At 44.6% G+C, this 13,178-nt stretch carries 12 protein-coding genes and 1 other RNA gene; 6 read left to right on the top strand and 7 right to left on the bottom strand.

The window, feature by feature from the left end:
* Positions 1-60: 60 nt before the first annotated feature.
* Positions 61-687, bottom strand: coding sequence for a rhomboid family intramembrane serine protease (locus AC1VYS_RS10300; protein WP_482914156.1), 627 nt, complete (start codon positions 685-687; stop codon positions 61-63).
* A 148-nt stretch (positions 688-835) separates the two neighbouring features.
* On the opposite strand from AC1VYS_RS10300, the gene tpx reads away from it, so the two are divergent.
* Positions 836-1,354, top strand: a complete 519-nt coding sequence (gene tpx / locus AC1VYS_RS10295) for a thiol peroxidase (protein WP_441925421.1) — start codon at positions 836-838, stop codon at positions 1,352-1,354.
* A gap of 75 nt (positions 1,355-1,429) precedes the next feature.
* Here tpx and AC1VYS_RS10290 read toward each other — a convergent pair whose 3' ends face one another.
* From AC1VYS_RS10290 to cshA, 4 genes are all read right to left on the bottom strand, one after another.
* Positions 1,430-1,822 carry a DUF1499 domain-containing protein gene (locus AC1VYS_RS10290; RefSeq protein ID WP_434751844.1) on the bottom strand — a complete coding sequence of 131 codons (393 nt, stop codon included), beginning with the start codon at positions 1,820-1,822 and terminating at the stop codon, positions 1,430-1,432.
* A gap of 213 nt (positions 1,823-2,035) precedes the next feature.
* Positions 2,036-2,226, bottom strand: a non-coding RNA gene (gene ssrS / locus AC1VYS_RS10285) — 6S RNA.
* A gap of 51 nt (positions 2,227-2,277) precedes the next feature.
* The gene (locus tag AC1VYS_RS10280) at positions 2,278-3,096 is read right to left on the bottom strand and encodes a YesL family protein (protein WP_482914155.1); all 819 of its coding nucleotides are present in this window, start codon (positions 3,094-3,096) and stop codon (positions 2,278-2,280) included.
* A 202-nt stretch (positions 3,097-3,298) separates the two neighbouring features.
* On the bottom strand, positions 3,299-4,879 hold the full coding sequence (gene cshA, locus AC1VYS_RS10275) for a degradosome RNA helicase CshA (RefSeq protein WP_154886576.1): 1,581 nt from the start codon (positions 4,877-4,879) through the stop codon (positions 3,299-3,301).
* Between the two features lie 304 nt (positions 4,880-5,183).
* Here cshA and AC1VYS_RS10270 point away from each other — a divergent pair, with 304 nt between their 5' ends.
* The 4 genes from AC1VYS_RS10270 to AC1VYS_RS10255 all read left to right on the top strand — a co-directional run bounded on the left by AC1VYS_RS10270 (position 5,184) and on the right by AC1VYS_RS10255 (position 9,344).
* On the top strand, positions 5,184-6,005 hold the full coding sequence (locus AC1VYS_RS10270; protein ID WP_482914154.1) for a YitT family protein: 822 nt from the start codon (positions 5,184-5,186) through the stop codon (positions 6,003-6,005).
* A gap of 167 nt (positions 6,006-6,172) precedes the next feature.
* Positions 6,173-6,367, top strand: a complete 195-nt coding sequence (locus AC1VYS_RS10265) for a hypothetical protein (RefSeq protein WP_090924726.1) — start codon at positions 6,173-6,175, stop codon at positions 6,365-6,367.
* 161 nt (positions 6,368-6,528) lie between these two features.
* The gene (locus tag AC1VYS_RS10260; protein ID WP_482914153.1) at positions 6,529-7,719 is read left to right on the top strand and encodes a putative glycoside hydrolase; all 1,191 of its coding nucleotides are present in this window, start codon (positions 6,529-6,531) and stop codon (positions 7,717-7,719) included.
* Between the two features lie 275 nt (positions 7,720-7,994).
* On the top strand, positions 7,995-9,344 hold the full coding sequence (locus tag AC1VYS_RS10255; protein ID WP_482914152.1) for an MATE family efflux transporter: 1,350 nt from the start codon (positions 7,995-7,997) through the stop codon (positions 9,342-9,344).
* Positions 9,345-9,509: 165 nt separating this feature from the next.
* Here AC1VYS_RS10255 and pfkA read toward each other — a convergent pair whose 3' ends face one another.
* Positions 9,510-10,481, bottom strand: a complete 972-nt coding sequence (gene pfkA, locus AC1VYS_RS10250; protein ID WP_123064288.1) for a 6-phosphofructokinase — start codon at positions 10,479-10,481, stop codon at positions 9,510-9,512.
* A 53-nt stretch (positions 10,482-10,534) separates the two neighbouring features.
* Positions 10,535-11,614 carry a tetraprenyl-beta-curcumene synthase family protein gene (locus AC1VYS_RS10245; RefSeq protein ID WP_482914151.1) on the bottom strand — a complete coding sequence of 360 codons (1,080 nt, stop codon included), beginning with the start codon at positions 11,612-11,614 and terminating at the stop codon, positions 10,535-10,537.
* A 180-nt stretch (positions 11,615-11,794) separates the two neighbouring features.
* Between AC1VYS_RS10245 and AC1VYS_RS10240 the strand changes: the two genes are divergently transcribed.
* The gene (locus tag AC1VYS_RS10240) at positions 11,795-13,129 is read left to right on the top strand and encodes a multi antimicrobial extrusion protein MatE (RefSeq protein WP_482914150.1); all 1,335 of its coding nucleotides are present in this window, start codon (positions 11,795-11,797) and stop codon (positions 13,127-13,129) included.
* Positions 13,130-13,178: the final 49 nt, after the last annotated feature.

Raw genomic sequence — 13,178 nt, 5'->3', positions numbered from 1 at the left:
GCTCCAATCTGTTATACCCTGCAATATCGTTGACCGCATTCCATCTTGAGAACGTTCCGACTATTTCTTGAAGATACGAGGTTTCCACAAGCGAATGATCAAACCATAAATAAAGAACCCTCCGAGTAAACCACCCAAATGCGCCATCCAGCTGACGTTTGCAACCGCAAAGGAAAAAATGATACCGAATAGCAACAACGTATACAACGTTTTGCGCGATGTCTCATCCATGATGTTCCGTTGGAACAGAGCTATGTAGAGAAACGCACCATAGACGGCATAGATTGCACCAGACGCCCCTAACAAAATGGTAAGCTGACCAATCGATTTGTACCATGCAATGGCTAGAATATTCCCTACTACACCTCCGCCCAGATACAATACACCATATCTCACAGACCCAAGCAATCGCTCTAAAGGAGGAGCAAATACAATGAGCGCAAAACTGTTGAACAACAGATGATCAAAACCTCCATGAAGGAACATGGCTGTTACATAACGCCACCACTCATTCAAGTACGCACCGTCATTAATCAATGCTCCAAAATGAAATAAAGTCGGAACACTTCTCGCCCCGCCGTTAACCGTTAACACGATGAACATAACAACATTTGCAATTAAAAGAATCGACGTCAAAGGGAAATACTTCAAATAATCTTTCCAATTTTCATAACGGATAAATATCATAGATTTTCACTTTCACTCCACCCTGTTAAAATCAGACCATCTCTTGAATCCATCACAATAATATATGCCCAGATTGGACAATGTCTTTCATAAAAGATTATAATGGATTTTGGCACGGATCACCAATTTATAAGGAGGAACATTATTTATGACACAAGAACGTAAAGGCGCAGCCACATTCAAAGGCAACCCTATCACATTGATCGGACCCGAATTGAAAGTGGGCGATCAAGCACCTGACTTCACTGTGAGCAAAAACTTGATTGAAGATGCATCACTGAAAGACTTCGCAGGCAAGATCAAATTAATCAGCGTTGTTCCTTCCCTGGACACTGGCGTATGTGATGCACAGACTCGCCGCTTCAACGTTGAAGCTGCCGATCTTGGAGAGAACGTTGTTGTTCTTACCGTTAGCGTAGACCTTCCATTCGCACAAGAACGTTGGTGCGGTGCGGCGGGCGTTGATCGTGTAGTTACCCTTTCCGATTACAAAACACGCTCTTTCGGCGAGAACTATGGTGTTCTAATCAAAGAATTCCAACTCGACATGCGTTCTATTTTTGTTGTGGATGCCGAAGACAAAATTACATATGTGGAGTATCTGCCTGAAATGACGGACTCCCCTAACTTCGAGCAAGCCATCGCCGCTGTAAAAGCTTTGCTGTAAAACAACTTTCATATGTGCAGAATAAAAGCGAGGAAGGTCAGCCTTCTCTCGCTTTTTATTATTTCATCATTTATTTCACTCATTCGCCTTATACTTGCTAAGCTTTTTATCCAGTACAGAGAACAAGTGCATAATCGTACGATAGTTTGAACCCAGATCCCCCATTGAACCGCGGGAAGCAGAGTACATATCCACCGCACTCCGAACAGGACTTACGGAAATAATGGATACCGTAATATCCATCGTGCGCCCAAATGTTGTGCGTTTCTCCAGTATAATTTCACCTACCGAGTGCACTTCATGGAGCACTTTATATCCCGGAATTTTTTTGAGTGTCGAAGAAACTTCTTCCCAAGCTTTCTCTTTAGATAAATTGTAATACCTTGTTTTTAATTTGGGATCCTTGGCTCGATCGCTGGTCCCCTCCATACTTCGGATGATACCGACGAGCGTTCTCTTTAAGGTCAAGACCCTTCCTCCTTTGAGTGTAACCGTTCCATTATGTATTCTAGTGTAACATTGTTCAAGTAGTAACAAAAGGGTAAGCATCATATTTAACAAAAATACAGAGATAAACAATAACCCGAATCCGATTTTTTATCAGATCCATCCATAAACCAACATAAAAACACCCCGGCTTCCTCGTAACAAGGAAAGTCAGGGTGCTGTACATGGTAAAATTAGAAACCCGCCTATGCCGTCCGGCTACATTGTCTTATGAACCTGCTTGGCAGGTGGGTGACTGCAAAAATGCGTTTGAAGTCCCCATGTCGTATAGACAGGGCTTTTCAGCAACACTTTGTATTAATCTCCCGAAGACATCATCATTGGTTCAAAACAACGAATAACCGAAACGTACATCGCAGGATGTACAATTATTATATCCCTAACTGTGTAAAAAGTAAATGCCATACAGACATGTTTTATTTTTGCTGTGTTAAATCTTTATTATCAGAAGGCTCAGAAGTTTGCGGTTCGCTCTCTTCAGCTGATTTCTCAGCCAGCGCAGCAGCCTCTTCTTCTTCTTTCTGTAATTGAATCTTTTGCATTTGCTCCTGCATTTTGTTATAGGTAGCATAGAAGTTAAAGAACGCAAACCAAGCCACGATGCTCATAATGAAAAAGATAAATAACACCGGATAACGCAATCCGAAATAGAACAACAACCCGCTTCCCAGTAATGTGGAGAACACACGGAAAGGTCTAATCAGCGTTAACAGAACTGCATTTTTGATAATAAGGCCGATCGACATATGGTAATGTACAACCATAGAAAAGAAGTTAAACAGGGATACAAACAACAACAGCAACAACACGAGCATAATTATGCCAACCAGTTGCATATTACGGAACTGCGTCATATAAACCGTATAGTCCAGATACATGATCGCGAACAGTAGTGTGTAAAAAATACCCCCGATTAAACTTTGTTTGTAGTTTTCCTTGTAACCTGTAAAGAATGTACGAAAGATCGGCACATCCGTATCTCCCATATTCCATTTACGAACAACCGTGAACAAAGCCGAGGTTGCCGGAAACAGTGTAAGCGGTGCCACAATGGCTATAGCCCAGTTCATTTGTAATGATTCGTTCGCGAGATTCTGCTGCATGACGAGCAGTTTCATAACCATGAAAAACAAGAACGGTGACGAACAGATCGCCCACAAGAGATTGCTTGCGGCCAGTCTTGTGATCCATTCTGTCAGCCGGTAAAGCCCGCCCATAGCTCCTTTAAATTCCAAACATTTCTCCTCCTCCACACCTTGCGTCTAACCTAAATTCTAATATTAATATACCTTATTATATATAGGAAAAGCCAGCACTTCCCGAAAGAAGATGCTTGCTGACATCCTTGAACGCTCTAATAAATGGAAAGTTTATGAACTTTTGCAAAGTAAAAAAAGATGGAGCAGCTTCCTGCCCCATCCTCATTAAATGTTACACTTATTCGAAAGAGTTGTCTCTAGCCGGACGACGTCCTTCATTGTTGCTTGGACGCGGTTTGCGATCACGGTTGTAGCCGCCTTCTCTGCTTCCACTTCCACCACTGCTGTTGCGGTCACGATTGTAACCGCCACGTCCGCCACCACTGCTGTTGCGATCACGGTTGTAACCACCACCGCCGCCACTGCTACGGTTACCGCTGTAACCTGATGGCTTGCGTCCGCCAGAACGAACATCTGGTCTGCGACGTTTAGCACGGATTGGATCTTCAGGAGTCAGATCAACCTGAGCATCTTTTTTGTCGCCTGTCAGGAGTTTCAAAGCTGCGGACAACAATTGTACGGAATCATATTGCTCCAGCATTTGAATGGCAATACCTTTGTATTCGTTCAGCTCACCGGATTGTACAATCTCCAGGAGACGTTCAGCCGTTACACGTTGTTTTCCTTCAACCGCTTCTGCCATCGTAGGCAACGGTTTACGCGGAATGCGGTGACGTGTTACACGCTCGATGAAGTGCAAGTGATCAATCTCACGCGGAGTTACGAAAGACCATGCTGCACCCTCTTTACCCGCACGACCTGTACGGCCGATACGGTGAACATAACTTTCCGGATCTTGCGGAAGGTCAAAGTTCACAACGTGTGTTACGCCGGATACATCGAGACCACGAGCAGCTACGTCTGTTGCAACGAGTACATCAATGCTACCGTCACGGAACTTACGCATTACAGTATCACGTTGATTTTGAGACAAGTCGCCATGCAAACCATCAGCGGAATATCCACGTTTTTGCAAAGCTTCAGCCAATTCGTCTACACGACGTTTAGTACGTCCGAATACAATTGCCAATTCTGGTGATTCCATATCCAGCAAACGGCTAAGAGCTTCGAATTTTTGACGCTCAGGAACTTCGATATAAGCCTGATCAATCAATGGAGCACTAACTTGTTTAGGAATAACAGAAACGTGTTCTGGATTAGTCAAGAATTGTTGAGCCAATTTTTGAATGTTAGGAGGCATTGTTGCAGAGAACAGCATCGTTTGACGGTCATCTGGAACTTGTTTCAGGATCGATTGAATATCCTCCATGAAACCCATGTCGAGCATTTCATCTGCTTCGTCCAACACGACAGTTTGTACATCATCAAGTTTGATTGTTTTGCGGTTGATATGGTCAAGGAGACGTCCTGGTGTACCGATGATAATTTGTGGTTTTCTTTTCAATGCACGAATCTGGCGTACGATATCTTGTCCGCCGTAGATTGGCAGGGAGCGCAGACCTTTGAAGCGAGTAAGTTTTTCGATCTCTTCAGCGACTTGAATAGCAAGTTCACGTGTAGGTGCCATAATGAGGGCGCGGATTTTATCATCCGTTTTGGAGATTTTGCTGATCAACGGAATACCGAATGCTGCGGTTTTACCCGTACCAGTTTGAGCTTGACCGATCAAATCTCTTCCTTCAAGTGCAAAAGGGATTGATTTGGATTGAATCGGCGTTGCTTCTTCAAACCCGAGCTCAGTGATGGCTTGCAGCACCAGTGGTTCAAGATTGAAATCAGTGAAATTTAAATTTGTCAAAATTATTCATACTCCTTTTATATGGTGGACATGGTGGACAATCCACTTTGTTGTCTGTATTCTTAAGTAGCGTTAATATTTATAGGGTATCCCAACGGGACGAATTATTTTCATGAACGAACATAATTCCATGAATGGGTCCCCAAGATAAGACTAAAACTACAATCATGTGTTTGAAACATTTCAAATTTTAGCTTTCGATTTGGGAAAAGTTTCCTACTCAAGAATATCCACAAATCATTATATCATAAAACTATTCAAGATTACCAGCAATCTGGTTTTAAATAAAAATGAGGTGATTAAATTGCCCAAAATAATTTGGCACTCTTTGGTGATCATTTTGGGTGCTGCAGCGATTGCTTGCGGCTTTAACTGGTTTTTGCTTCCCCATCAGCTTCTGAGCGGTGGAGTATCCGGTATTTCCATGCTTTTAGGTTATTTTACCAATCTGAATCTTAGTATAATGTATTTTGTTCTTAACATCCCCCTGCTCGTTGCAGGTTGGTTTATTCTTGGACGACGTTTCATTATATTGAGCATTGTATCGGTAGCAGCCACTTCTTGGTTTATTGGACTGCTGCCTGTTTCTGCTGTGGCAACCGATCCTTTGTTAAGTTGTGTGTTTGGCGGTGTGCTGGTTGGAATCGGCACAGGGGTGTCTTTTAGAGTCGGTGGCTCTACTGGAGGCCTCGATATTGTCGGTTCCATTTTCACTAGAAATCGTGATTTCCCTATCGGCACTGTCATGGCTGGCATGAACGGAGCGATCATTTTGTTAGCCGGTTATTTGAATAACAACTGGAATATTGCTCTTGCCTCCATGGTATCGATCTATGTTACAGGTAAAGTGCTGGATCTCATTCATATCAGTCACGTGAAGGTTACCTTGTACATCATCACAAACGAAACCGAAGCCATGTTGAAAAAACTGCTGAGCAGACCCCGTGGAGTTACAAAAATCAAAACCCAAGGGGCATACACGGACATCGAAAAGGATATGTTAATGACTGTGACAACCCGTTACGAATTAGTTGAGATCAAACGGATTATCAAAGAAACTGATCCAAAGGCTTTTGTTAACATCGTGGAAACGGTAGGCGTTATGGGCTCATTCCGCCGAAGCTAGACATCCGCCCGTTAACAATTCATAAGTTTGTGGTATAATAATGGTGCACCGCTCTTAAATATGTTGTAAGCAGGTTCTAACCTTTACTTTTCACAAAGCCATATGCTTTCCCGATTCGCGCCGAATGACTTACCATTTTGGAATTCGAGTAGGAAAGGGTGATTATTGTGGATACGGAAACGGTAAAACTGTTTGAAATTGTCAACAAATGGTGCCCGGAAATGCTCCCTTTCTTGAAACCGAATGAACTCGACTCTTTGATTGTTCTCCGGGATGGGCTGGGCATCCTGGAACAGGGAGATGCAATGGAAATCATTCAGTACAGTATTTGTGAGCATCAGAATGATGTATATATCCAATAATTTTTTAGTCCGTTTACGCCGCTTCTTGACGAGGAATTTCCTCAGTCAGGGAGCGGTTTTCACTTTCCCACTTGTTTCATAAAAGGATTAATATGGTTAAAAGCACGGAGGCTTTGCTGTATAATTCAATTATGGAATGTACATAAAGGGAGTGGAAAAGGATGAATATACTATGGGCCTTGTTCGCAATGGCCTTGGGAAATTTCGGAGGAACGTCGGTAACTACGGATCTGGGTCATAGCAGTAATAGTCAACTACCCTCGTTAAGCAGTAGTTTTAACACTGCCATTATTCAATCACAAAAAGAACAAGTCGTCATCGACGCTAACAACCCTCCTGCGAAGGTAGACCCTCAACCCGATGCCCCTATTGTTAAAGGCATATATGTCACCGCATACAGTGCAGGTGGTGCTCGGATGGCACAATTGCTCGAACTGACAGATCAAACTGAACTGAATGCTATGGTTATTGATGTCAAAGATGATCTCGGATACATTACCTACCCCACGAAGAACACAGCAGTGAACAAAATGGGCGAAGCCAAGTCCTTCATTCGGGATATCGATGCCTTGATGAAACGATTAGAAAAACACAAGATCTATCCCATTGCGCGTATCGTTGTATTCAAAGACACCATTCTGGCTAAAAAGAACCCCGAGCTTTCCTTCCGCAATCAAGACGGCTCTGTATGGGCCAACGGGAAAGGAGACAGTTTCGTGAATCCCTACAGCAAGGAAGTCTGGGATTACAACATTGAAATTGCCAAAGAAGCTGCCAAGCTTGGTTTCAAGGAAATTCAATTTGATTACGTTCGATTTCCTGAGGGATTCGAGACACGTGCAGATAAACTGAAGTACTCGCAAACCGATCAATCACGCGTTGACGTTGTCGCAGAGTTCGTGCAATACGCACGGAAAGAGCTCGCACCACTTGGTGTCCGAGTTTCGGTAGATATTTTTGGTTATGCTGCCTCTGTGCCGGCAGCCGCAGGTATTGGTCAGGATTTTGTGAAAATATCGGAAAACGTGGATGTCATCTCGCCTATGGTCTATCCAAGTCATTATTCTACTGGCTGGTATGGCGTGAAAGATCCTGATAAAGACCCCTACACGACGATTAAAGGTTCCATGAAGGATACACACAAGAAGCTTGACCCTACGAAAGAACTCAAACCAGTTATTCGTCCATGGATTCAAGACTTCACGGCAAGCTGGCTGGGTAGCGGACATTATATCAAATATGGCAAAAAACAGGTAGAAGATCAGATCAGGGCGATGAAGGAAATGAATGTGGATGAATATCTGCTGTGGAATGCCTCCAATCGTTACACACCTGGTGTACAATACAAATAAATTGAACTTATAAATTCAAATATTCATTTGACCTCATTGATCATCCTCAGATCGCAAACGCTCTTTGTCTCAACCTCGTTCCATTTGTAGTGGGAACGGGGTTTTAATGTTTTATTGTCATCGTTTTACTGTCATCGGTATCATCATAAGATCCATTTCGAACCCCAACCCACCTGCTACACTATCCAAATTCGTAAAAATCCTCTACAATTAATAGCTGTCTGATGTGACATCAGCATGATAACTATATAGATCGCGAGGCATTTTTAGTGAATATGAATACATCGAGTTTCCCACAAAAAATCAGACAGTTCCTGATTATATTTTTGCCCATCTTTACTACTCAGATCGCACTTTCGGCCATGTCATTTTTCGATACCAACATGTCCGGCAAATTCTCGCCCGCCGATCTCGCAGGAGTGGCAATAGGCACAAGTCTGTGGATGCCTGTGCAGACCGGGCTTAGCGGGATTCTAATGGGCATAACTCCTGTTGTTTCTCATCTGCTTGGCTCAAGGCGGAATGATCAGATCGGTCATAGCGTGATTCAGGCACTCTACCTCGGAATAGCCGTAGGTCTCATTGTGCTAGGAGCAGGTTCTCTTCTGCTGAGTCCTATTTTAAGTGGGATGCCTCTGGAGCCGCATGTTGCAAATGTAGCGTTTTATTTCCTATGCGCGCTTGCCTTTGGTATCATGCCACTGTTCGGGTACACTGTGCTACGTAGTTTCATGGACGCACTTGGACAGACACGTGTCACCATGCTTATCACGCTGGTGTCCCTACCCGTTAATATTTTGCTGAACTATCTGCTCATCTTTGGGCGGGGGGGTTTTCCTCAATTAGGCGGAGTTGGTGCAGGTGTAGCCACAGCTTGTACATATTGGCTTATTTTTCTGATCAGCCTGTTTTTCGCCCATCGCATGGAGCCGTTTGCTCAATATGGTGTTTTCCGGCAATGGTCACGCATCTCTCTGAGCAAATGGAAAGAGCTCCTGGTCATCGGAGTTCCCATTGGATTCGCCACCTTTTTTGAAACGTCCATCTTTGCCGCAGTCACGCTGCTAATGAGCCGATTCGATACGGTCACCATAGCTGCTCATCAGGCAGCATTAAACTTTGCCTCCACGCTCTATATGTTGCCTGTGAGCATCTGTATGGCCCTTACCATTCTGGTTGGCTTTGAAAATGGTGCAGGCCGACTGAAAGACGCCAAACAGTATAGTCTGCTTGGCATTGGAGGAGCAATCGGGCTATCTTTGGTTACAGCGATCATTTTGGTGGTTTTTGGAGAGTCGATCGCAAGAATCTACTCGAATGAACAGGAAGTAATTACACTAACCCAACATTTCCTGATCTATGCGATCTTCTTCCAAATCTCGGATGCCATCGCAACTCCGACACAGGGAGCACTACGGGGGTATAAAGATGTCAATCCGGCGTTAATCATTACCTTTGTCGCTTATTGGATTATCGGTCTGCCCGTTGGTTATTTCACCGCAACTTACACTTCACTTGGGGCATTTGGATACTGGATTGGTCTTATTGCAGGACTCGCAGTGGGGGCAACTGCGCTGTTGTGGAGACTGTTCCGGGTGCAAAAACAAGCTTCCCTTCGCGCATAAGCAAGAAGCGTACTCCCCGCAAGCTTCTCTTCGCGTAAATGAAGGAGAATACTCCATTAACAAGGATTAGAAAAAAGGCTAAAAAGTAATTACCGGCTAACCTGATAATACAAAAAAGAGCACGGCTCCGAATCATACGGACTGTGCTCTTTTTTTTGGAAGAATTTATTGAGACAAGCGTTGTGCAAGCTCATACGTTTCCATATCGAAAGCTTTTTTGGTGTTCACCACTTTATCAATATCGGTCAGAACGAGCTCACCTTTGACAAGTCCGCAGCCTTTATCCGTTTCACCCGCAATCAAACTACGCACTGCGAAATCACCAAGACGGCTTGCAAGGTTACGGTCAAACGGTGTTGGCGTACCACCGCGCTGAATGTGTCCGAGAACGGTAACACGCGGCTCATACGTCGGGCAGCGCTCCATCAGTTCTTTGGCCACGTCTTCGCCTTTACCTACGCCTTCAGCTACGATGATAATACTGTGGCGTTTGCCGTGTGCGAAGTTTGCTTTCATACGTTCAGCCACCTCGTCCATGTCGAAGGGTACTTCTGGTACCAGAATGGTTTCTGCTCCCGAAGCAAGTCCGGCATGCAGCGCAATGTCTCCACAGTGGCGGCCCATAACCTCAACGATGGAAGAACGTTCATGGGAAGACATCGTGTCACGCAATTTGTTTACCGCGTCAACCACGACGCTAACGGATGTATCAAATCCGATCGTGTAATCCGTGAACGAGATGTCATTATCAATTGTACCTGGCAAGCCCATTGTGTTAATACCAAGCTTGCTCAGTTTGTTTGCACCATGATATGAACCATCTCCGCCGATAACAATAAGTCCATCAATACCGCGTGCGCGTAAAATGTCTGCCCCTTTTTGCTGGCCTTCAGCGGTATAAAACTCTTTACAACGTGCAGATTGCAGAACGGTTCCCCCACGCTGGATAATATCCCCTACACTGCGCAAATCCATCGGGAAGATGTCGTTGTTCAAGAGTCCTTGGTATCCACGTTGAATACCGAACACTTCCAACCCGTGAAATAGTCCGCTGCGAACAACCGCACGAACAGCCGCGTTCATCCCCTGTGAATCACCACCGCTCGTTAGCACTGCGATTTTTTTTACTGCTGTCATGATGTTTCTTCCTCCTCTAGTTTCACTTCAGGCTCCGCAATAATACACCTGACTTACATATGCTTTCGTATCCAGCGACTGAAAATGAAGAAAAACACACGTGTAATCGGGCTTTTCTTCATCAGACGTTTGGACACAACACGAACTTCCTGTTGTTCGCTGACTTTGGGATCAGACAGGTAAATGGCTATCAGTCCTTCAATAATCATCCGGTGAAAAGCACTTCCCGGAATCCTCTGCACATCACTACGAGCCATCTCCACAATAAAAGCAATTCGGTCAAGCATCATCTCAACGTTCTCATAGTAGTTACAGAAGTTGAGATCCCCTTCAACACGATCCTCATCCTGATCAATTAAATAATCGAGCATGATGTGTAGTGCACATACGTGCGGAAAATAGGCCGTGTGGATTGAAACCGCCTGCTCTTCGGTCAACTGATCGTCACTCGCAGCGAGGAACAGCATAAATACACCCAGAGTAGAGCCAGTAGCAGCGGCAAATTCGTTCCAGCGAAACTGAGGCGTGCGGTGGCGATGCTCCGACCACCATTCGAGCAAGGCCGTTTCTCTCAGTTCCGGTTTGATGTGCTTATATACCTGCAGGTCCGTGTATAGGCCTGCCAGATCCTGTATTTGTGGCTTGGCTGACGCATATCCCGGTAGCTGACGAGTCAGCTTCTGACATGTTGTCACCAGATTCCGCAAGTATCCACCGTCATCTTGCTCCTCACGGAGCGCATAATAATTGACAGGTGTCGCCTCGGGATCTACCGCATCAAGCATGGATTGATGGAGCAGACGAAAGTCATCCGGGTCCATCGAGGTGCTGCGGTCACACAGATTGTCCAAATAATCACTTATGGTTTGGTATGAAACGATTAACGGAATGAGAATGTGTCTGTTCGGCATATCGGCCAAAGCATAGACGGTTCCACCTTCACAGTGAAATTGTTTATCCTTCAGACTGGCAAGTGCTTGTGTACGCAATTCCTCATTTGGAATTGTCTCCGCCTGAGCACGCCATCCATCTAATGCCTTGCGCGTTTCCGGAATGGTGTATTTGTACACCCCTCTCATCAATGCCAGCGGTCCTCGCGGGTACTGATGACGTTTTCGATTTGATTGGCTCAAAATAAATGTGCCTCCACTTTGGTTGAATACGTATTAGAGCGATTTTAACCATTCCTATTATAATATGATCCCCTTAATTGTACAAATGATCTGCCGCATAAACCGCGTAAAAAATCGCATCCCCGTCCAAAACTTTATGATATACTATGCATATTTCTATCCATCAAAGGAGTCGTTGACATGTCGTCAGGTGAACCACTTTCGTGGAGACGGTTATTTTCTTTTTTTGTGCCACTTGGCATCTCCGCCTCTCTAGTTACGATATCACACGTAATCATTAACAGCACACTCGCACGTTCTGCTCATCCGGAGACTGTTATTGCAAGTTATGCCATTGCCGGAAGTTTGCTGACCCTCACGGAGCGCCCCTCCACTTTACTGCGCCAAACCTGTTCTGCGTTGGTGCGTGATCGCCTCTCTTTTCAGGCCCTTACGTTTGTAACGAAAATATTTCTGGCCTGCGTGTTACTGATTGGGTTTCTAATCGTTTACTCCCCCGTCGGTACCGGGGTGTTCAAATATTTATTTGGTGTAAGCCCAGAGTTGCTAGGCAAAGTGATTGATGTTTACGAGATTCTGATGTATGTCAGTATTTTTTCTGTCATCCGTAATATCTACCAAGGCATTATCATCACGAACAACCGAACCAAATGGCTCACGATCGGCATGATATTTCGATTAGCAGGTATGTACGGATTATCTCTGTATTTCATCTACACAGACTCCGTTAACAGTGGACGTGTAGGCGCTATCATATTTGCTGCAGGTATGATGATTGAAGCTCTTGTCAGCTACTTGGAGGGCAGAAGCATTATGCGGAAAATGCCTGCTAAGCTTGAGGATCATCCCGTTGAGAGCAAAGGAGATGTGTATCGTTTTTACAAACCCTTGCTTTTATCCAGTTTTGTAGCACTTTTTATAGGTCCTGTGATCAACATTGTGCTTGGTAAAACAACTGGAATTGCGCTGGCTATCTCTTCGTTTGCTGTAGCGAGCAGTCTGATGCAGCTCATGTTGAGTTTTTTCACCTATATTCATCAGATCGTGCTGAATTTCTATCTGATCGATGCGAAGCTCGTCAAGAAATTCGCGCTTGTTACTGGTTTTATTCCGTTTGCTTTGACGGTCTCCATTGCGTATACGCCACTAGGACCATGGGTTTTCGAAAATATTATGAGCGTTCAGGGCCAGTTGTTGGAGCAAAGTCTCTGGACACTTCGCGCTTTTGTGCTCTTCCCGCTAATCTCTCCTTTTCTGGACTTCAGCAATGGTTTGATTCTGCTGCGCGGACAGACCAAAACGATGTTTCGTTCACAAAGCGCCAATGCCATCTGCACCATCATAGTGTTGCTCATTCTCGTCAGCATTTTCCCAGCATGGAACGGCATGATCGGGGCTGCTGCCCAATCCCTTGGTTTACTTGCAGAACTGGTTATTGTCTGGCTGGTCATCCGGCGCACGCAAAAAGAACCAACGATGTCTGTCCCACCATCTGGGAGGTCTTCATCCATGTAAGACTAATGGCATTTAGAAAATTAACGAACAAAAACAATTAAATATTGAA

It is taken from the genome of Paenibacillus sp. G34, assembly GCF_056856875.1.
The sequence above is the reverse complement of the archived record's forward strand: the minus strand, read 5'-3'. Positions and strand labels throughout refer to the sequence as shown.